Raw genomic sequence first — 20,821 nt, forward strand, 5'->3', positions numbered from 1 at the left:
CGATCATGAAACGATCAACTGCATCTGCATACGATTGCATGCCGGTACGGTCACGGTCGCAACAGATGCCGATAGCCGACCGACGTCATCCACCGTGCGCGGGCCAGGTGACTTTCAAAGCTGCGTCGTGAGGCGGCGGGATAGCGGTCCGGGTCAAGATGCAGGACGATCCTTGCAACTTCGCGCCAGTCAGCACCTTCGGCCTCGGCATCGAGCAGCCGCAGGTAGGTGATCAGATGAAGCTGATCGTAGGGCGTCACCCGATCGTCAGTTGGAGCCTCGCCATCCACGTCGGGATCAAGTTCTGGTCGCAATCTCATTTGCCGCCCCTGCGGACTATTGCAATCTGCCCAAAGCATTGTGCCGCTTGATGGCGGTTTGTGGTCGGCAATGGGTCGCGATGAGCGAAAAGTCTCCCGTCAAATGCGAAGGGCGAGGGCGCGCCCGTAAAAGAACGGGCCGGGCTTTCTTAAACCGAGCCCCCGGTGTCGCAAAGCGCTTCCACAAATCATTTGACCCGCAATAGGAAAATAATCAATATCTGCGGTGAAGGCGGCAATAAGTCGTCTTTGGGGTGTCGAAACCTGTAGCGGTACTTTGCGTTGCCGATATCAACGCTGCCTCCGACCTCTATGGCTGGGAGGCAGTGGCGTATGTCCAAGCCTCACGGCTAAAGGCCTCTGCAATCGTCTGTGTACGATTTTCGAACTCCCAGTCACCAAGGGAGGTGGGCGTGACCGTGCGTAGTCTCAACGTGATAGCTGGAATTGGCGCCTTCGCAATAGCTGTCCTGATTAGTCCATTCGCCTTTGCAGAGTCAGCCAGTTCGTGCGGTGCGACGGCCAAGGAAGCAATCGCGAAAGCTGAAAAGGCGTTGGCCTCGAAAGAGGCCAGCGCACAGACGCAAGCGCTCGCGTGTCTTCTGCACGCCGTGAAGCAACTCGACGCCGTTATGCCGATCGTGCGAAACGCGGATGGGCAAGAGGCCCTTCGCGTGCCTCCCTATAAGGCGAACAAAGCAGATGGAGTGAAGGAGTGACTGCGCGCGCCTTAGGGCTCCTGGGGGCGGCAGCGCTAGGAATTGCGCTTCTGGCATCGGATGCACACGCCGCCGATTGCACCGATCCGGTCTATCCCGAAGGCCAGATAATCTACAACAAAACGACGAGAGTCGTGCAGTTCTGCAACGGCACAAAGTGGATTATTGCCGGTTCGAGGGGCATCATCGATCTCTCAACGGCCACCGGCAACCTTGCGGTGTCGCATCTCGACAGCGGCACCAACGCCTCCACCTCAACCTTCTGGCGCGGCGATGGAACATGGGCAACGCCCGCGGCTGGCGGGTCTTCGCAATGGCTGAATGGCACGGGCAGCACGATTTATTACAACGGCGGGAATGTCGGGATCGGGACGACGGCACCAAACGCCGTTTACGCCTTAGATGTAACTGGTGCCGTTCGCAGTTCTGATATCTTCTATGCAGTCGCGTTTCAGCCTTCAGCCGGGCATGGGTTGCAGTGGGGCGGCAACAACAAGATCACTGGCGATAACGGAACGAGCTACATAGCCTTCACGACTAATGGCAACGAAGCAGCACGGATCATTTCCTCGGGAAATGTCGGCATCGGTTCGACCGCGCCCAGCGCAAAGCTCGACGTGAATGGCCCCGCGAAATTCGGCGCGGATGCCAGCACCTGTGACGGGACCACCAAGGGTCGCATCAGGTGGAGCGCCAGCAACTATTACGAATTCTGCAATGGGTCAGCGTGGGGCCCTTTTAAGGATAGCTGCTCGACTTGCACAACGTGCAAGCCGGGCATTCAGGTCGGACAGGAGTGCCCCGACGGCACCGTGTTCGCGGGCTTCTCGCCGGATGGGACGGTGCCGCTCTACACCACGCACTGTGATGTCGGCTACGACTGGAACGGCAGCGCCTGCGTTGACAATGCGGGCGTTGCGGACACTTACCGCTGGAACAACGGCACGAGCCCTGCGGCGATAGTGACGGGCTATACAAATCCGGCAACAGGAAAATCAAACAGCGCAAATCTCGCGGGCCTGAGCAACGCCGAGAGCCCCTATGAGGCGGCGGTTGCCTGTGAGGGGCTTAATTCAAATGGCAGGATTGACTGGTATCTGCCCGCCCGCGATGAATTGACCGTGCTTTCCAACGCCAAAACAGCAATCGGGAACTTCGACAGCGGGAGCTGGTATTGGTCCTCGTCCGAGAGCAGTACAGCAAACGCATGGCGCCAGCGGTTTAGCGATGGGTTCAATGGCGGCACCAATAAGTACAGCGGCTACCGCGTGCGGTGTGTCCGAAGATGATTCTATAAAGGTTTCGTCTCGCGCTGGTTCTCGCAACACGCCTGTCTGCAGTTCGGGCGCGCCCGCAAAAGAACGGGCCGGGCTTTCGTGAACCGAGCCCCCGGCAAAGAGGCCGGGGTCTCGGCCCTTCGGGCTTCAATCCCTCGCGCGATGTTGTGCATGGCTTAGGCCATGCACCTTGTTTGTTGAAGGGCTAAGGGGCGCCGCCCCTCGCGCGCGCAAGGCATCCACGCAGGCGCCGCCGCCTCCGCACGCATCCCCGCACATTTTGATTTTATGAAGAAGTGCGGGGCCCCTCGTGCGGACCCTCGGCGTCGCCTGCGCGGAGCCTCCTTGCACTTGCTACCCCCGTTCTCGCCGAAGGGCAGGGGTGCAGCAGCAGCTGCACCCAAGCCCAAAGGAGATGAACATGAAACTTCTAACCAATACCCAGACCGAACAGTTACTCAACAACGGGCGCGTCAATGCCGCCCATATCGGCGTCGACGGCAAGACCGAAGACTTCATACCCGTCGTGAAAATCTTCTGCCCATGGACCGGAGCCACATGGCTCCTCACTGAACTGGACCCCGATGACCCGGACCTCGCCTTCGGCCTCTGTGATCTCGGTTTCGGCTGCCCCGAACTCGGCAATGTTCGCCTTTCGGAAATTGAAGGCGTGCGCGGCCCCGGCGGCCTCACCATCGAACGGGACATTCATTTCACCGCCACCAAGACCCTGACCGAATACGCCGAAGAAGCGTATCGGGCAGGCGCAATCGTCGCTTGATGGAGGGCCCCATGCGCAAGGACCTCTATCAGAACATCACCGACCAGATCGTCGAGCAACTGGAGCAGGGCGTGCGCCCATGGATGAAGCCATGGAGCGCCGCCCACCTCGGGGGCCGTGTCTCGCTTCCGTTGCGCCATAACGGCACCGCTTATCGCGGCGTCAACATCATCGCGCTGTGGATGCAAGGCGTCGCCAAAGGCTACAACGCGCCGCGCTGGATGACCTTCAAGCAAGCCCTCGAACTCGGCGGCTGCGTCCGCAAGGGTGAGAAAGGAAGCCTGACCGTCTACGCCGACACCATCACCCGCACCGAGACCGACGCCGCCAGCGGCGAGGAGACCCCCACCGAAATCCACTTCCTCAAGGGCTACACCGTTTTCAACGTCGAACAGATCGACGGCTTGCCCGATCTTTATTACGACCGGCCTGCGCTACGGTTGGAGCCCTTGCCGCGCATTGCCCGTGCCGATGCATTCTTCGCTGCAACCCGCGCCGAGATCGTCCATGGCGGCAGCAACGCTTGCTATATCGAACGGCACGATCATATCCACATGCCGTGCATCGACGCATTCGAAAGCGCAGAATCCTACTACGCGACCCTTGCCCACGAATGCACGCACTGGACCAAACACCCCTCACGCCTCGCCCGCGAATTCGGGCGCAAACGCTGGGGTGATGAAGGCTACGCCATGGAAGAACTGGTCGCCGAACTCGGGGCCGCCTTCCTTTGCGCCGGTCTTGAACTTACGCCCCAGCCTCGCGAGGACCACGCCAGTTATCTGGCGCACTGGCTCACCGTCCTGAAGAACGACCGGCGAGCCATCTTCACCGCCGCCGCCCACGCCCAGCGTGCCGCCGATTTCCTGCATGGCCTCCAGCCGCAGCAAGCGCAAGCGGAGGCCGCATGACCTCCCGCAACGATCAACTGGGCTTCGGCGATCTGCTCGCCGAGGCCGTGCGCCAAAATGATTTCCAGCGCCAAGACCGTGAAACCGCGCATCTGCCCAGCACCATGGACGAGGCCGTGCCGTACCTGCACGGCCTCATTGCCAAGCATCATGCGGCGATGCTCGCCGCTGATGCGGCCACCGCCATGGCGCTTCGCGCCGAGGCGGATTTGCTGGCCACCAAGCTGAACCGCTTCGAGCCCGGCATTCTGGCAGGTCCCGATGCGCCCGGCTGCGTGCTCGACCGGGAAACGCGGGCGAGCGATGGCACCGTGCCGCTTTGGGGGCAGGCGGGGTGCTTTGAAATCTGCGTGCTGGACATGCGCGTGCTGATCGAACTCGAAGGCCTGTTCGGGATTTGCGCGTCGGTTTGTTCGTGGCCGGGCTTTTCGGCCCGTGCCGTCGATCGGGATAAGCCCTTCTTCAGCGAAACCGGCTATCGCAGCTTCCTTGGCCTGTCCGGCGATCTGCAGCTCAATCTCACGCCGGACCAGTTCGTGCGCAACGTCATAACGGCGCACATCGTCCGGGACCTCAAAGGCAAACTCCTGCTGATCAAGCCTCAATACCGCGAAAGATGCCCTCGGGCCGAATCGGCAGTTTGATCGACAACGTCGCGCTGACGCGACTCACGCGTCCTCGTCCTCGAGGAAGAATGGCTCATCTTTATAGAACCCGGCCTCAACTATCCCCAGCGCGTAGGGCGCGTCGGCCAAGACCCACATATTGGTGGAGGGGCCGATGCGGACCGGCAAGAAATAGAAGGTCGCTGCGTCTTCATCCAGCCATGCGCTAAAGGCTGTGTCCAGCAATTGCCCGGCCTTGGTCCACGATTTTACAGCCCTGATGAACCGGGACGGCTGGCAGATGTCGTTATCGAGATCGACAGCTGCGACGTAAAATCCGTCATTTTCAATGTCGTCATACATAAAGACCGCGCAAGGCATGCTTGCGCGCATCACTTCAAGCAACAGTTCAGCAGACCGAATGGGCCTTTTCCGCCATCGCCGCATGACCGGCCTCACAACGCCACGTACGAGCGTTGGTCGAAACGTCAATCATGAACGCGACGTTTTTGAGTCAGCAACGATCTAGAAGCGCCATAATTTGTTTGAACAAGCGGCCTGTCTTGTGCGCGGGGCCGCACTTGCGTTGTGCTGGCATGGACACTTCCAACAAAGGAGAGACCATGACCGACACGTTCACCATCGGAAAACGACTGATCCCACGCAACCAGCTGGCTTTCGTTGAGCCTTACGTTGCCACCGATCCGTCGCCGATCCAGACCAGCCGCAGCTTTCAGGCCCGCGTTGTCCTGCTCAATCGCGACAGCATCCTGATCGAGGACAGCGTCACCGACTTCGCCGTCGCCAATCGCTTTCTGCTCCTCCCTGAGGATCAGACCGCAATCAATCCCGCCATCCGCTTTGGTGTCGAATTGTTCACGCCCGCCGATGGCTTCCGTCCGTCAAAGCCTTTTTGTTCCCGGCTACGCTGGCGTGACCTCGATGGCAACGATCAGAGCAAGCTGTTGCTGACCAGCCCGGAAATGGTCCTGGAGATGATCACAGACGGTGCGCCGCTTGCTGATGCGCCGTCTGCTGGCAGCGGCCAACCGGCCAAGTCCCGGCGCAGCAAACGGCCTGCTCGGGGTAAGAGCCCCACAGGACCTTAAATCACTCCGCGGATTGCTTCTGCCGGTGTCCCCTCGGAGCCCCGCTCCGAGGCGTGACATGAATTTCATCGGCCCCTTATTTGCTACCACTCAAGGAGTTGGCCTGTCTCATTGACTAGGCGTTCCTGTCTTGCAATCTCGATTTGGCGGATCAACCACAGTGCCGAGTCCTGCAATTCATCAATAATGGGACGCAAAATGTCCCGGACCTCGTCACGGGAATAGCCGCGCAAAAGTTCTCCGATGTATCGATAATGATGCAAGTTGGGAGGCGCGCTAATGACCTGGTTCAGCAAACTAACGTGAATTGCCTTATGCAGCGGATTGCTGGCCCTGCTTATCCTCCAGAGGAGTTCGTCAAGGACCAGATAAGGTGAGGTCACAAGCCTATGCATGTCGGCGGCTGGCATCATGTCGAAGACATCAGAAAACAGAGCCGGAATCATCTTCGCGAGCGGCTCATTAGAGATCATTCGTGCGAACAAAGCAGGTTCATACCGTTCAAGAGGCGTGAGGTCGCCTAAGAGTTTGATCGCAGTATGATTGTCCATTGACGGAGTTGCCGATACGAGTTGAACTGCGAGGTCAGGCGCATACCGGAAGCCATGAGACAAGAAGTCCTTATCTCGAGGGCCAACCAGGTTTGACAGCAGCGCAAAATCGGAAAACGGAAGGTCACCATTCGGAGTGTGGACGCTAAGTTGAATGAAGGTCCGCTTCTGCCATTCGCTGTAGAGCCGAACAATCTGGGAAACATGATAGCTCGGTAAAGCGCCGTTCTGATCCAAGAAGAACTTCACGATTGACGGCACACCGGTTGGATTGACTCGGGCGATTGATTCCAGCGCGTCTTGCATTGCCTTTGGTTGCATATCGCCACGGATGCGAGACCAGATCTCGTTCGCCAGAGACTCCGGCGGATCGTCGAGATATGTCATCGCAACCAACGCGGGGATATGGTGCATGTTCTCGAAAGATTGGGGCAGGGCCTGAAGAAGTTCAGGAATAATGGCGTTGCCGTGCCTCTTAACAAGGACCCGCCATCCTAGCTCGTCGTATCCAAGCTGAATCCAGTGACGCGCCGTGGCATCGTCAATGTCAGCCGAGAATTGCTCGGCCAATTCATGATGTTGGTTTAGTTTAGGTGCTTGGAATGCCGCCTTCTGAAACCTCCCGACCCACGGTTCGCCGCGGTTGACTACCGCAAAGCCGAGAAGCTCCTGCGCTTTGGGTGAGAAGGTGCCAAATCGCGTGAGCAAATGATCGAAGACGGCGTCGTTGCCGCAACTGACGAGTACGCGGTTTACGTTTATCCACCCGCTTCGGTTCGGTGTGAGCCAGTTGTCAACGATTTCGCCATAAAATTGAGCGAGCCACGTCGCGACTGAGATATTGACGCCGCGGTCGGCCGTTGGCTGAAGCTTCCATGGTGCGGTGCGGATAAGTCCCTCAAGGTGAGCAGCAGCCCAATCTGGAATGTCGCCACCGCATGCAAGCGCCGCCGCGACTGCCGAGTGTGGCTGGAGTTTGCCAGACACCATGACCTGCTGAAGCCAGGGTAGCCACTCCCGCCCGCCGCGCCTTGCGACGGCGTCGATGAAATGTTCGGAGCCCGGAGACCCGAGCCAGTCTGAGATGATCGCACGGTGAGCAAATAGCGCGGCAGGATGAAATACCGTGAGCATCTCCGGTGCGAAGAAGGCGCAACCGAAAACTTCGCTCAAGATCGACAAAGATCGTGCCAGATAACGCGGCTTGCCAGATTGCAAACCGGCAAGGGCGGCGCGATACCGTATGGACAGATGTTCGTTGTTGAATAGAGCTTCCAGGTATCGATCAAACGGACGGGCCGCGCTCTGTACTCCCTGGTGCGATTCAAAGCAGCCAGCAAGCACGACGTCCGTCTCCATTGAGGCGTTGGCTGCGTCCACAGAGGGGATGGCACCAGATGCGAAAGCCAGTTCATAGCTCTCACGGGTATCAAGCCGCAGTATTGTCTCGTTGAGCCTGCCTTCAGCAAGAAATCCGAGCCCGGCGAGCCAGCTCCAATACAGCTCGTGAATTGGCAGAACATTTCCGCCGCGCTCCGTGATTGTTCCCAGCCGTTCTAGATGCCTTGTCGGGTCGCGGAGTCCTGCTTTGCCCGCCCGGCTTCCCAGCTCATGGAGAAGGCGGGCATAAGATCGGCTCCCGGACAACGTCATCGATGCCACGGCGCCAGCCAAAATCTCGGTGAAGGTCTTGTCCGCATCGCGCATCAGATGACGGTGCAGTTGCTCCAGCAATGCACCTGGCGTTGCGACCGAAGACCCGCCGAGAAGGATGTAAAGCGAGAGGATTAGCGGAGAGCGCAGAAGGTCAATGAAGGCGGGGTCAGGCGGCGGAAGCGTTGCAAATGCATCCCGGATTGTTCGGATGACAAGCGCTGCAGGGAGCGGATCGAGTGTCCAGGTCTCAAAGAGCGTATCAGAAGCATTCACTTGCCTGCCTGTCGCAAGGATGGGAATCCCGCGAAGGGTGCGCACCGCCGCCGCTCGCTCTTCAACTCGGCGCGTCTCTCCAAACTCGGACCAACCGTCGACAAACAGGCAGACCTTCTCGTGGCGAAGAACCTGGTTTACATCAATCCCGTTCCCAATCTGCGAGAGAGAGTCGACGACGTCCTGCCAGGAGGCGAAACTTCCAATCGCCAATAGCAGGGGGATGCGCGTAGAGGTATTGAGCATCTCTGCAGCTGCATGCCAAAGCGAATGCGACTTTCCCGATCCGGGCGGCCCCACAAACAAGTGTTGGCCCGACATTCCGGGGGCCAGCGCCGCGATCGTCATGGGAGCCCCTCCGGGTGCCGTCGATTTCGGCTTAGCCAATGTCCGATCTGTTTTGGTGAGAGTTGCCAGCGCAGTTTTTGAGGCGGTTGGCACGTCGAGGAACAGAGCAGAAATAGATGGCGGAGTGTTCACCTCCAGAAGCGCCCTCGCAAATTCCCGAAGACGGTTTTCATCGACGACCTCGCCGCTGCGCGGAGACGGGATCAGAGGCAATAAATTGATCATTGTTTGGGACGGAATAGGAATGCTCGTTGCTTTCTCGAAACATTCCAGGAAGCTCTTCCGACCGAGCATCCGAGTGGGGCTCTCTATGAGAGTGCGACATACTTCAGCGAATACAACGTCGTAAGCACGCTCTGCCAGTTCGAGGCTTGCCTTCACTTCATCCCGGATTGCGACAAGAGCAGCCCGGTTCGCGCTTTCGACCGTTTTCCAATCGCCCGCGCCACATGCAAAAGTCAGTTGATCAAGAAGCCTGGAGCGAAGCTGATCGCTTGAACTGGTATTTAGGAACGTGAGAAGTGGGGCATCGGTGATGCGCTTGACTAAAGCGGCACGCAATTCGTCGATGTCGTCGTTGGAATTGATTTGTTGCCAAGTGGTGATACCAGCGCGTCCGCTCGGCAAAGGGTTCTTTCGTTCACTGCCGATGGGAGACGTCGTTAAGAATGTGAGCCTGACGGTTCGGCCCGGATTGGCTTCCTGCAATGCGAAAAGATGCTTGATCGCATCAAGAACGTCGGATGAATTGAGGGTGACGGCCCCAGATTCGCGTGTGTCCTTAACTTGGGTCGCCTGTAGGATCTCTTCGTGGCGCTCAGGCGATCTCAGGATTTCTGAAAAATCCTCGGCGACCTCGATATGGAGTTCGTGATTTTCGGGAAGGGCAATCCAGGCCGACGCGGTTTGGTGAATCTGATAGACGTATCCGCGGAAGGATGCGACGGCCTGACGGGCGATCTCATCTGCAGGAAGAGTCCAAAGCTGGCGTCCTGAGCCGAAGGTGGAAATTGCGTGGGTAGACACTCGTTACCTGCAAAAATCGAAGATGACGGAAGTGGCTGAATCGCAACCACTTCAAAATGGATGACGTCAGATCACCGGTGCCGTTGCGCGCCTAAGACTCGCTTTACCTATGAGCATCCGAAGGTTCGTCCTGTGCGTCAAGGCCTGCGTTTTCCGGCGTTAGGGACAAGGTATTGCACCCGCTAGTTCCCCCTTCGGATCGGGCATGTGCGACGTTATAGCTTTGGGCATTTCACACCTGCCTTGGCCATCACCGCCGGGTCACAAGGACCGGGTACGCGTGGCACGATCGCGCCGGGGTCGTACAAGGGGAAGGAAGAGGTCCAAAGCGCAAGCACGTCGGGGTTGCTGCCAGGATCAACTTCGTACGGCGCTCCGGAAGCGAACGACACGCGCACTCGGTCCGGCGCGCGGCCCCAAGGCGCGAACGTGTTGCTGTCAATGATGTAAGCCTGCGGGTCGTCATTCTCCGGCGTGCCCCCGCCCAATACGGCTTTCACGCGCCGCACTAAGCTGTTAGCGGGCCAAAAGTTAGGTCGTGTAAATCCATTGTGAGCGGGTGGCCACTCTCAATTCACAAAGTCACATTCGAGGCGGTTAGGTCTGTTCGTTCGCATGGGACCACATTGATAGATAGGACATAGCGAGTCCCCATGGGCGGATACTTAATGGTTATTCTTCTTTGGTTGGCGCCGATGCGTTCAATCGCGGTTCGTTCAGTCTCGTAGTCGGAATTCAGCCGCTGTAACATTAATTCATCGATACCTCTCATGGCGACGGTGGGTTCCTCGCAAAAGAGACCATCGTCAAATTCGAGGATAATTTCTATCAGTCGTGTAGCCTTGGTAACATCGATGCAGAAGAGGTCGATGACGGAGTCGTCTGTGGAAAAAGGAGGACAGTGATAGTTAAACGTAACTTCGAGTGTTTCACTGTCGGTTAAGTCACGTGGTATTGCATTTTCGAGCGTGCATTTGGCAAGAATTAGTAGTTCAGCAGCTTGTTTTGGAGAAACCGGAGTGATGGAATAGTCTGCTACGATGACTTGTGCGGCTCGTGTCGAGACCTTTGCTTTGATGCCGTCAGGCTGCACAAGGTGGGAATCGTGGACCTTGATTTCATTTGCTGCGCAGTGTGGAAGCGCAACACGAAGGGTTGGGCATATTCGACTGCTTGGCGGAGCCAGACGTTCGAGGACAAATGTGTCAGCAACTGTGACGCCGGTATCGGCAATCTTGAGAATGACCTTACGAGAAGTGATGCATTCACCTAATGCGGTTCTTAGATGTGAATAAGTCGAGGCGTCCCCGATTCCAATGTGCTCATCGTTGTCGAACCCAAGTAGCTTGAGGCGTACGAGGTTATTATAAAAGAATTGACCGGGTAGTCCGGCCCCTAGTTGTCCTATCAAAACGGCGGCGCTTGCGCACGGTTTGGCACCGGGGAATGTGAAAAACCGAACGCTTCCTTTAGTTGCCAGTAGCCCAGGAAAGATTTGGGAAATCCAACATGGAAAGAGAGCGGAAAGTAGAAATGTTGAAAAGAACTCTCCGCCGAATAGTGAAGAGAAGAAGCTACTAGTATGGATGTGGGCTGAGTCAACGGTACTCTTCAGCGAAGCGGGTAGTAGGTCGGAAGCGAAGGTGAACCCCCATGCAGCGACCTTAGACGCTTCAGAATAGATCAGTTCGTCATGCACTTTCGGTGATCGCTCAATCGCGATTGCAAGAAGCGCGACAGCGCTTAAGCTTATTATCTGGCGACCAATGAGAAATGATTCGAAGCGATCCAGAGTGAAAGTCAAAAATCTGATAAGGCTTTCCGTCCGTTTCTGTGAATAGTTCTTGTCCCGGCGAATAGTCTCATAGATGCCATCGCGGTCTGTCTTATGAAGTTGAGTAGCGCTGTGGTTCACTCCCTCTGAGAGGAATAGAGTGTACAGCGAAATCAAATAGACAATAACTGCAGCCGAGCCCCATTCGTCGGGCTTCAAAGGCGCTCGAAGCGAAAACCAGCCGCGCTCCACAAGCAAGAAAATCGTTATTACTGCAATCAAATACCAAATGATGTGGAGTAATAACCTACAGTGACTTCTCTTGGGCCCACTGCGTTGGTCGGACCCGGCTTGCACTTCGCTCATTTGGTAATACCCGCAGCCATGACGGTTAGGGGAGCTAATCCCCAAACTAGCTGCAAGCTGTCATTAAAATGCTGCGTTGCGCTATTCAACCAAAGGTCGAAACACGCCAGATAGCTCCTCGGACGCAGGACTTATTTGTCGTTCTTTGGAGAGCGAAGGTCGCGACGTGGCTCTTTACTATCGGTCGGCCGCGCCGGTTGCTGCACCGGTCCGTCTTGGGTACGCCGAGCTTCAAAATCTGTCTTTGACAGCCCTTGGGACGAGCTAATCTCGTGGAAGTCGTCCCATGACAAAATGCTTCCGGAAGTTCTCATTGGTAGGCACTCCACGACGCTTATAGAAAGGTGTTCTTGACAGAAAATCAACTGCAAGTTAGGCGTAAGTTAACAACTTACGTGGAACTTGAGAATAGGTCGTGGACTTCAATGGATGGGGCGGTAATCAGGAAGTCGAACCTATTGAAAAAGCTATGCTTTGTCCGATATTCCGAACCCTTTGAGATGAGGGCGAAAGATTTTCAAGCATCCCTAATTTCTTACCTGGCTGGGCTTGAACAGCCTCCAATTTCTCCGCAGACGATTCGCTTTTGGTTCGAGAAGAATAGCCTCCCGACTCGTCATCCCGCATTTCTCTTCATCCAGGGCTACCTTCACGAGGTGATCGGGTATGACGCGCTCACGAACGACCAAAAGAAGGTGTTCCGACAGATCGAGGCCTTTCTCCGTGAGGCACTTGTTTCTCGCGCCGTAAGTAGCTCCCCTGATAAGATCTACTCATCATCAAAAGGGCGGGTTGTCATTGATCTTGGCGATGCTGGACGAGAATTAGTAAGAGCTAATGCCGATAGACTTGTCGGCACTTACCGAACTTATCGAATTCGTCTTTCGGAATCAGAGTCGAAGCCCATTGCGCAGGAGGTGATCAGGATCTTTCGTAGAAAGAACGATGTTCGATTTGAGCACTGGTACCTTCGCGAAGGAACTGCGATTGCGAAATTTGAGGGTCTCGTCACCGGAGTGGACAATATCCTTTGGTTTTTCGGTGCAAGCAGCGTTTCGCCTGAGAGACTCAGGGTGATGAACTTCCGCCTAATTTCTACAAGCGGCACGAAATACTCTCAGCTGCGGTGGGGATTGATGCTCAGTGACGTTTCGATCCCGTCTTCACGTGATCCTGCTGCGTGTAGAATTGTATTTTTGAAAGCGTTAGATAATGAAGTTCGTACTCTTTCGAATTTTGTAAAAGAGAACGTGATGTACGTCTCGCAGGAAGAAATCAAATCAAAGAACAAGGAGGTGATAGCGCGGCTTGTTGATAACACGGTTACCGCGATTTCGGGTTACAGGTCGACTGCGCCGATCACGGCTGATGACAAACGGCCTATCCGAGACATGATCCTGAAGGTGAACCAGTCGACGCTCGATGCTGCGTTAGATAAGCTGGGATGAAGCAACGAAGTGCGCGTTCTTTTCCGAAAAAGGACATCGCGCTTAATTCTTTCCGCATTTCACGCCCACTTTGGCCATCGCGACCGGATCACATGGGCCTGCTAGGCGAGGCACAATCTGACCGGGCCGATGTTGCGGATAGGATGAGGTCCACAACGCGGTCACATCGGGGTTGCCGCGAAGATCAACCTCGTACGGCGCTCCGGAAGCGAACGACACGCGCAATCGGTCCGGCGCGTAGCCCCAAGGCGCAAACGTGGTGCTGTCAATGATGTAAGCCTGCGGGTCGTCCTTCTCCGGTGTGAATCCAAAATACGACTTCACCCGCGCCGAGCTGAATTGCTGGCTGAACGAAAGCTCCGCGCCATCCCGATTGTCCACCACCGAAATCTTCCGAGGGGCCGACGGCGCATAGAGCACCACCATCGGCTGATTATCGGATTGAACCAGCGCCACCCGCATATCGCCCGAGCCCGGCAGATCGATCCGCCGCTGGACTTTCAACTTGCGGACAAAACTGTCCAGAACCGTGAAGCGCGCATCTTTCACAACCGGTGCCGGTGGCGGCGCTGTCGTGACAGGCGGCGGCGAAGGCCGCTCGGTCGACGGTCCGCCTGGCCATAGCCACCAGCCCATAAACAACAAAAACACCGCGAGCAACACCAGCTTCGTTCGCTGCGACATGCCGGGCGCGGGTGCTGCCGCCGCCACCACGGGCGCGGGCGGCGGCAATAAAGCGGGCTCTGGGGCAGGTGGCGGCAACAATTTGGGCGCCATCAGCAGTCGCGCGGGCCGCCAGCGCTCAAAGCGCCGTCGCTCACCGGCGTCCGAAGGCGCGCGCCCCACCGTCCCCAGCACCTCCTTCAAGCTGAAATCCGGCAGGCTCGGAAACACCTCCCAATAGGGCGGACGCCAGCTTTGCACCCCGTGCATCGCCCGAAAGATCATGAATTGCTCGGATGCGGGCAGACGCCGCACCTCGTCCGGCGTCCGCAAGGGCCGCGCCACCTCGCTGATGGACTCACTCCATGTCTGCGACGTGGTCTCCGACTGGCTGTCGGAGTAGCCCTGCGTCATGTTGCTCGGGTACGGATTGCCGTCGCCGCCGATGCTCTTGGCATTGAAGCCGCGTGAGACGCCGTGGCTGGTGCCCTGACTTTTCGACTCTCCAATACTCCGCCCGTGGCTTTCCACCGTAGCGGTGCCAAGCATCTTCGAGATGTATTCGGCCGTGAACTGGTCGTTCACCGCGAACACCCGCTGAAATGAATTGTTGATGAAGCTTTCCCAGCCCTCGCCATAGACCGCGCGGAGCTGCGGGAAATCCTGCACCGTCAGATGATACTTGACCTCGTAACCGCGCGCGATGGCCACTTCGGTCAGCAACATGCGCATCTGGCCGAGGCTCGGAAACTCATCAATGATGATGTGCCGCCAGCGCTTGTGAAGCGGGCGGTCGGCGGATGCCTTTACCCGCTTGAAAGCACGCGCAAAGGCCGTGACGCACAAACGGAGCCATGCCCGGTGCGTCATCACATAGTCCGGCGGTATCACAATGAAATATTTGCCGCCGCCCCGCGCCGCCGCCCCCAAATCCAGACTGGTTCCGCGCAAAGTGCGGGCCATGCTGGGACTGTCGATCCACGCCGTCTCACGCTCCAGAATGCTGATGATCCCGGAGCGCTCCTTGTCCTCGCGGTTCAGCATGCTCGTGAAGCTGCGCCGGATCACGCCGCCGCCCAGGTCGTTTTCCATATAGCTGTAGAGCAGGGTGGAGAGGTTCTCCTTTGCCTTGCCAACATAGGCTTTCGGCATCGCCCACGGCTGCGTCACCAGCTCGCGCAGGCGTACCAGGTCCCGCTTGCCTTCCTCCGCCGGGTCCAGCGCCAGATAGAGCAAAAGGCCGGTCAGGAAGTTCCGCGCCGTGTTCTCCCAGTGGCTGTCTTCCGCCCCGGATGGAATGATCATCGCATCGGCCATCGCCCGCGCATCGTCCGTGCAGTTCGGATTGTCCGCCGTCAGCTGATCGAGAAACGTCAGCACCGCAGTGCGCCCGGTGTCACAAATATCCCATGGGTCGAGCAGATACACGGACGGCCCGTCGGCGAAGGGCCGCTGGAAGAACGGCCCGGCGAGTTTGGCAATCTCGCCCTTGGGATCGACGACCACCACGGCCTGATCCTCAAGCCCGCTGCCCAGCAACAGCGGCGCGATACAAGTCGTGAACTTACCGCCACCGATACCGCCCACGATCAGCTGGTGCAGGTCACCCTTGTAGGTAATCGGTGCGAATTCATACTCGTTTTCGTACCACCAGCCGACCAGCAGGCCCTCGGGTACCGAACCCGGCTGCCACGGCGACAGTAGCTCCGCCGCTTCCAGCTCCTGGCGGAACGCAAAGCGCGCAGTCCCATGCACTCCCATAGCCCCACCCCCTACGTACCAGCCGCAGGAGTATGCCAGACGATCAGCAAACGTGCAGGGATCTGAAACAAATTCGGTGGGAGGCATCCGGCTCCGCAAAAGCTGCGCCAGACCGGGCTCTATGCCGCTACGCCTTTGGCTACGCGGCACCGAGTCTCCGGCTTCGCTAACGCTACGCCTCCGTCTCGGCCCTTCGGGTAACGATCCCTTGCCCGGATATACCCGCGCAGACGCGCGGTCAGTGCTAAGGGGCGCTGCCCCTCGCGCGCGCAAGGCATCCAGACACGTCCCGCCGCATCCACACGTATCCCCGCCACCCAAAAGGGGTGGCGGGGCCCCTCGTGCGGAGCCTCGGCGGGCCGCGTCCGGAGCCTCCTTGCACTTGCTACCCCCGGTCTCGGCGACGCCAGGGGTTCAGGCGCAGCGAAGTGCTGCGCTGAACCCCTGACCAATTAGGAGACTGTCAAATGAAACTCTTGACCCAAGAACAGCAGGTCCGTTTGCGCAACAACGGACAGTTCAACGCAAGCCAGCGCGCCGAAGGCAAACCCGAAACGGACTTCATGCCCGTGGTCAAACTCTTCTGCCCGTGGGGCGGGGCAACGTGGCTTTTGACCGAACTTGACCCTGAAGACCCGGACATTGCCTTCGGCCTTTGTGACCTCGGCCTCGGCTTTGCCGAACTCGGCAACGTCCGCCTCTCCGAAATGGAAGCCGCTCGCGGACCCGGCGGCCTTCGCATCGAACGCGATCTGTATTTCAAGGCGGACAAAACCCTCTCGGCCTACGCCGATCGGGCGGCCCGCGATCAAGGCATCGTCGCTTAAAGGAGGCCCTCAATGACAAACGCCCGCACCATCCGCGAGGACATGCGCACCAACGCCGTGGACGTGACCCGCCGCAGGGTCCAGCGCAGCTACCAGCCTCTCTGCAAGGATATCGAGGAAGCCACCCACGAAGCCCCGGACGAGCAGGAAGCCCCACCGGAGGAGGAGGACGAGGCATCGGAGGAGGAGGAGGTTTTCGATCCCTGGATCGTCGCCTCGTTCGGAGAACTGATCCGCTCCGCGTTCACCGATGCACCGTTTGCCCTCGTCCCCTGCCGGGTCAATGGCGAACCCTCCGCCTGTATCGCCCTCACCAAAGGACGGGGGCAGAAGCTCTGGGTGCAGCCGCTGTTCGTCGCCGTCACCGGCTCGATCACCGTCACCGATCGCGCCAGCCCAGAAGAGCCAGCCGATACCGGCTGACGGTGCCGCAGTGGCAAAGCATCGGCGATCAGCAGCCCTCGTTCGCAAGGACGGGGGCTGTTCGCGTCGGACATCTGCAAGGTAACCGAGGACGCAAGGGCGGGAGGCGCAACGGCAACAACAACGAAGGCGGCAAGGGAGGGAAAGGACGACAAGGGCAGAACAGGGGCATCAGCAGCACGGCACATCCAGCAAACTGTGCTAAGCTCATTACGGGAGCGGAATTCGTTTAGGCGCACTTATGGGTTTGAAGAGGGGCGCTGATTTTTCAGGCGTAGGGGCCAGGGGTCAATGGCGATTTTCAGCCTCAACCACAGCTTCATCGGCCGGAGCAAACACCCGCCGAGGGCCGCCAGCTTTTACGCCCGGTACATTTCTCGGCCCGAGGCCTGCACCCAACTGACAGGCGAGCGGATGCCAACCGAGCGCCAGGAGTTGATGGCCTGGCTCGATGAACAGGAGCAGGGCGATCGTAAGAATGCCCGGGTCATCGACAAGGTCATCGTCGCCCTACCGATCGAGCTCTCGCACGAAGACAACGCCAAGCTGCTTCACGATTTCTGCGACCGGATGACCGAGGGGCGAGCCTCCTGGGTCGCCGCCATTCATGACGGGCCCGGGGATGCCGACAATCCTCACGCTCACATCATCTTCCGGGATAGAGACCCTGATACCGACAAACGCGTGATGCTCACGACGGAGAAGGGCAGCACGGGGCGCCTCCGGGAGGGCTGGGAGCAAGAGGTCAATATTGCCCTTGAGCGCGCCGGACTGGACATCTCGGTCGACCGCCGCAGCCTGGAAGAGCAGGGCATCGACCGCGAACCTCAAATCCATGTCGGCGCCGCGGCGATGGAGCTGGGCCGCAAAAATTACGAGTTTGAGAGCAACCAGAAGGAAGTCACCCGGATCATTTCCGGGGAGCCGACGACCGTCACCATCAATTATCCCGCGATCGATCAAGGGCGGACCCGGTTCGACGAAAATGAAGAGCGCATCGCTCGCAACCGTGCCCGCGAACTCCCTGCAAATGCCGAAGATGCCGACTGGACGCATCGAGGCGGAATGGTCGCTCAGCAGTGGTCTGCCATCTCATGGGTGCATAAGGCAAACGAACGTGCGGAGCTGCTCTACGAGCGCATGAGCAATGGTCAGACAACGGATGACGCTGATCCAGCGGATGCCAGGCTCGTCCGCGAACACATGACGGATAGGGCTGTCGAGCGTGTGAATAAGGAAGCTCGACGTGAAACTACGGACTCGAAGGCTGAGATTTGGGAATCGCGAATGTCGGACATGGGGCGTGCCATGCGCGAGACGATGGAGCAGCAGCGCGAGCGCGATCACGAGCAAGGACTTGAGATCGACCGCTGATCAACTTTCACTCTTTAAAAAGCGAACGTGCTCACACACACGCAGCCAGATCGGTAAAATGAAGCTGCGTTGAGTTTGAGAGCAGGCAAGCCATGCGCCGTCAGCCGTTCGCCGGATGACAGCACGCTTGGCAAGGGGCTCCGCCCCGTTGCATCCCCCGTAGGCCGCCTGCTGCACTTTTTGGCATGAAGGGCTGACTATGAACCGAGTTGAGGGGCTCACTCGCCGGTCTCGTATCACGATCCGTCTCTCGACCGAGGAACGGAACAGGCTCGACGCAGCTGCCAACAATTCCGCCATCAGCCTGTCTGACTACGTTCGCTGCGTCCTCACGGATTCGCAGCCTCTTCCTGCCATGCAGCGGCCGACGGTGGAGATGACGTTGCTGGCCAGGGTCCTCTCCGAGCTCGGCAAGCTTGCCAGCGATCTGACGGCGGTGGCCAGGGCAGCGCGCGACCCCGAGCGCCGCGGTATGCTGACGCCGTTCCTTGAGCGCGATCTGCTTCGCGTTATCAACGATCTCAAACCGTGCCGGACGTTGTTGCTTGAGGCGCTAGGCAAGAAAGCGCTCGACCGATGATCATCAAGGGACGAGCAAGAGGGCGTTCGCAGCAGTTGGCTAAACATCTCCTTCGAACTGACCAGAATGAGACGGTGCGACTGTTTGAATGCCGTGGAACGGTTTCGGATGAGGTCGCCTCGGGACTTGCCGAGATGGAAGCGCTTGGCAAGGCAGTAGCCAGCAGGCGACCTCTCTATCATGCCTCGATCAGTCCGGAGAAAAACGCGCCGCTGACGGATGAACAGGTGCGCATTGCCGCCGACCTTCTGGAGAGCAAGCTGGGGTTTCGTGAACAGCCGCGAATGATCGTGCTTCATCGGAAAAACGGGCGCGACCACGTGCACGTCGTCTGGTCGCGGGTCGATGTGGAGAAGCATTGTACGATTTCGGACGCCTGGAACTATCGCCGGCATGAGCAGGCGGCGCGCGAGCTGGAGGAGTTGTTCGGGCACCGCCATTTGCAAGGATCGCGGTCACAGCACACGCGCCGGCGTCGGAGCATCAAGGATTATGAGCTGCAACAGGCGGAGCGCTCGGGGGTGCCGTCGCAACAAGTCAGCAAAGAAATCTCGGCTCTTTGGCTGGCGTCACCAGATGGCGCGGGATTCCGCAAGAGGCTTGCCGATGCCGGTTATATTCTCGCTCGGGGGGATCGCCGCGTGTTTGTCGTGATCGATAGGGCCGGAGAGGTGCATTCGTTAACACGGCGAATTGAAGTTGCCGACGCCAGGACGGTTCGGGCGTCCTTGGCGGGAGTAGAGCTCAGCGAATTGCCCTCCGTATCGGAGGTCCGGAAGACAGTTCATCGCGACAGGAAGCGGAAAACTATTCGTATGACCTACGCAAGAGCGGCGCGCGAAGTCGGATTACGTCCGGTGAGCCGGGAAGTCGTCGATCTGTCGCTTTCCGACGAACCAATGGTGACCAGAAGGGGAATGTCTCCTGAAGCAGTCGTTCATTACCGGTCAATCTGTGCGATCGTTGTTGCCAGCTTCGCGGCACGAATTGCCGAGGCGTTCGAGAATGCACCTCGCGACCAACTGGCGGACATCCTCGCAGCCTTGAAGCAGGAGCGTTCCGCAGCGCTTAAGGCGATTGCACGCGACGAACGAAGCGAGAGGAGACAATCGACCCGGGAGGTGTCTCGCAAAGCCAGGTCGCGGCGGAGACAGGTATCGGTGCGGCTTGCCCGCTCCCTGGATCGAAGGACCCGACGAAAGGATGGCAAGCTGCCCGGTTAAATGCGCCGCGGACGTGTCGCTGGCAGAAAACTCTCGGTGCGACGTCGATTCCGGGAACACCAGACGTGAAACACATTGTAGAAGGCCGGATCTGCCTTCCGCAAATCGGCCTGCGTCATACCCTGCGCGACATGTTTCGCGTAAACACGGCGGAAGAACTGGTCGGGCGTCTCTCTTTTATTCTTGCGATCAGAATAGAGTTCGACGCTCGACGGAAACGTGAAGCCTTTCGCCCGCTCCGCGACCACGAAAGCAATACGCGCATCAATCTCGGTCTTCAGCTTGCGCAAGGTGTCAATCACGGCGCGCTTGGGTCTCCGATGATCGAAGGTTAGTGTGTCCAGCAGATCGTTGAAGTTGTCGAGATCGTCGGCCCAATTCAATCCGGCACGCTCGCGAGCGAGTTTGACGGCAACCAGCGCGATGACTGTCGCGTACAGATCGAGCGATCTCGACTGGGCCAACTCCCCGAGCTGATCCTTGAGCCGATCAGGAAGCTGTAACGTCGTGGCCGCGCCCTTGGGCGGCGTCATAAACAACCAGACAACTTCGTGCAGGGCCATCTGACCGAGTGTCAGGTCGCGACTTGTTGCGGGAGGCAAGGGAGCGAGACGGTCGCGGCTGGTGACAAGCTCACTGTATAGCGTCAGGACTTGTTCGGTGAACAATCGGTCGCCGGATATCTGCTTCTCCGGCCGGCTTGCACTTACCTGAGCGGTTCTCTTCGCCATCTACCCGAATTCCGCATCTGATCCGGCTGTAAACGAGCTCTCCCGAACCAGCTCCCAATCTTACAGGGCGTGTCT

18 protein-coding genes are annotated in these 20,821 nt (G+C 58.3%); 12 read left to right on the top strand and 6 right to left on the bottom strand.

The genetic code is table 11. From position 1 onward, the window contains the following. Window positions 1-50: 50 nt before the first annotated feature. Window positions 51-320, bottom strand: coding sequence for a DNA -binding domain-containing protein (locus tag ACTZWT_RS15600; protein ID WP_444770584.1), 270 nt, complete (start codon window positions 318-320; stop codon window positions 51-53). Between the two features lie 413 nt (window positions 321-733). On the opposite strand from ACTZWT_RS15600, the gene ACTZWT_RS15605 reads away from it, so the two are divergent. The 5 genes from ACTZWT_RS15605 to ACTZWT_RS15625 all read left to right on the top strand — a co-directional run bounded on the left by ACTZWT_RS15605 (window position 734) and on the right by ACTZWT_RS15625 (window position 4,652). Further along, complete coding sequence (locus ACTZWT_RS15605; RefSeq protein ID WP_444770585.1) at window positions 734-1,039, top strand: hypothetical protein; 306 nt, start codon at window positions 734-736, stop codon at window positions 1,037-1,039. Next, a complete protein-coding gene (locus tag ACTZWT_RS15610; RefSeq protein WP_444770586.1) occupies window positions 1,036-2,328 on the top strand; it encodes an Lcl domain-containing protein in 1,293 nt (430 codons plus the stop codon). The genes ACTZWT_RS15605 and ACTZWT_RS15610 overlap by 4 nt, the downstream gene beginning before the upstream one ends. 409 nt (window positions 2,329-2,737) lie before the next feature. Beyond that, the gene (locus ACTZWT_RS15615) at window positions 2,738-3,097 is read left to right on the top strand and encodes a DUF2958 domain-containing protein (protein WP_444770587.1); all 360 of its coding nucleotides are present in this window, start codon (window positions 2,738-2,740) and stop codon (window positions 3,095-3,097) included. Between the two features lie 11 nt (window positions 3,098-3,108). Further along, the gene (locus ACTZWT_RS15620) at window positions 3,109-4,008 is read left to right on the top strand and encodes an ArdC family protein (protein WP_444770588.1); all 900 of its coding nucleotides are present in this window, start codon (window positions 3,109-3,111) and stop codon (window positions 4,006-4,008) included. Beyond that, a complete protein-coding gene (locus tag ACTZWT_RS15625; RefSeq protein ID WP_444770589.1) occupies window positions 4,005-4,652 on the top strand; it encodes a hypothetical protein in 648 nt (215 codons plus the stop codon). Before ACTZWT_RS15620 ends, ACTZWT_RS15625 begins: the two co-directional genes overlap by 4 nt. Window positions 4,653-4,676: 24 nt before the next feature. Here ACTZWT_RS15625 and ACTZWT_RS15630 read toward each other — a convergent pair whose 3' ends face one another. Then, the gene (locus ACTZWT_RS15630; protein WP_444770590.1) at window positions 4,677-4,976 is read right to left on the bottom strand and encodes a hypothetical protein; all 300 of its coding nucleotides are present in this window, start codon (window positions 4,974-4,976) and stop codon (window positions 4,677-4,679) included. 260 nt (window positions 4,977-5,236) lie between these two features. On the opposite strand from ACTZWT_RS15630, the gene ACTZWT_RS15635 reads away from it, so the two are divergent. Further along, the gene (locus tag ACTZWT_RS15635) at window positions 5,237-5,722 is read left to right on the top strand and encodes a hypothetical protein (RefSeq protein ID WP_444770591.1); all 486 of its coding nucleotides are present in this window, start codon (window positions 5,237-5,239) and stop codon (window positions 5,720-5,722) included. Between the two features lie 83 nt (window positions 5,723-5,805). On the opposite strand, the gene ACTZWT_RS15640 is transcribed toward ACTZWT_RS15635, so the two are convergent. Both ACTZWT_RS15640 and ACTZWT_RS15645 read right to left on the bottom strand, forming a co-directional pair. Further along, window positions 5,806-9,576 (bottom strand): hypothetical protein, encoded by a 3,771-nt coding sequence (locus tag ACTZWT_RS15640; protein WP_444770592.1) that lies wholly within the window; start codon window positions 9,574-9,576, stop codon window positions 5,806-5,808. Between the two features lie 574 nt (window positions 9,577-10,150). Continuing rightward, on the bottom strand, window positions 10,151-11,716 hold the full coding sequence (locus ACTZWT_RS15645; RefSeq protein WP_444770593.1) for a hypothetical protein: 1,566 nt from the start codon (window positions 11,714-11,716) through the stop codon (window positions 10,151-10,153). 500 nt (window positions 11,717-12,216) lie between these two features. Here ACTZWT_RS15645 and ACTZWT_RS15650 point away from each other — a divergent pair, with 500 nt between their 5' ends. Continuing rightward, window positions 12,217-13,164: a hypothetical protein gene (locus ACTZWT_RS15650; RefSeq protein WP_444770594.1), complete on the top strand. Its 948-nt coding sequence runs from the start codon at window positions 12,217-12,219 to the stop codon at window positions 13,162-13,164. Window positions 13,165-13,206: 42 nt separating this feature from the next. Here the strand turns inward: ACTZWT_RS15650 and ACTZWT_RS15655 are convergent, their stop codons facing one another. Beyond that, entirely contained in the window at window positions 13,207-15,675 is a 2,469-nt protein-coding gene (locus ACTZWT_RS15655) for a type IV secretory system conjugative DNA transfer family protein (RefSeq protein ID WP_444770595.1), read from the bottom strand. Window positions 15,676-16,055: 380 nt separating this feature from the next. Between ACTZWT_RS15655 and ACTZWT_RS15660 the strand changes: the two genes are divergently transcribed. The 5 genes from ACTZWT_RS15660 to ACTZWT_RS15680 all read left to right on the top strand — a co-directional run bounded on the left by ACTZWT_RS15660 (window position 16,056) and on the right by ACTZWT_RS15680 (window position 20,015). Then, window positions 16,056-16,415 (top strand): DUF2958 domain-containing protein, encoded by a 360-nt coding sequence (locus tag ACTZWT_RS15660; RefSeq protein WP_444770596.1) that lies wholly within the window; start codon window positions 16,056-16,058, stop codon window positions 16,413-16,415. Between the two features lie 12 nt (window positions 16,416-16,427). Further along, on the top strand, window positions 16,428-16,838 hold the full coding sequence (locus ACTZWT_RS15665) for a hypothetical protein (RefSeq protein WP_444770597.1): 411 nt from the start codon (window positions 16,428-16,430) through the stop codon (window positions 16,836-16,838). A gap of 291 nt (window positions 16,839-17,129) precedes the next feature. Next, on the top strand, window positions 17,130-18,212 hold the full coding sequence (locus tag ACTZWT_RS15670) for a MobA/MobL family protein (protein ID WP_444770598.1): 1,083 nt from the start codon (window positions 17,130-17,132) through the stop codon (window positions 18,210-18,212). A 199-nt stretch (window positions 18,213-18,411) separates the two neighbouring features. Then, window positions 18,412-18,792, top strand: a complete 381-nt coding sequence (locus ACTZWT_RS15675) for a plasmid mobilization protein (RefSeq protein ID WP_444770599.1) — start codon at window positions 18,412-18,414, stop codon at window positions 18,790-18,792. After that, a complete protein-coding gene (locus ACTZWT_RS15680) occupies window positions 18,789-20,015 on the top strand; it encodes a relaxase/mobilization nuclease domain-containing protein (protein WP_444770600.1) in 1,227 nt (408 codons plus the stop codon). Before ACTZWT_RS15675 ends, ACTZWT_RS15680 begins: the two co-directional genes overlap by 4 nt. Here the strand turns inward: ACTZWT_RS15680 and ACTZWT_RS15685 are convergent. Beyond that, a complete protein-coding gene (locus ACTZWT_RS15685) occupies window positions 20,012-20,746 on the bottom strand; it encodes a hypothetical protein (RefSeq protein WP_444770601.1) in 735 nt (244 codons plus the stop codon). The two genes, ACTZWT_RS15680 and ACTZWT_RS15685, sit on opposite strands and share 4 nt — an antisense overlap. Window positions 20,747-20,821 lie beyond the last annotated feature (75 nt).

It is taken from the genome of Rhodopseudomonas sp. NSM (assembly GCF_052445935.1).
In the GTDB taxonomy this organism is placed as follows: domain Bacteria; phylum Pseudomonadota; class Alphaproteobacteria; order Rhizobiales; family Xanthobacteraceae; genus Rhodopseudomonas.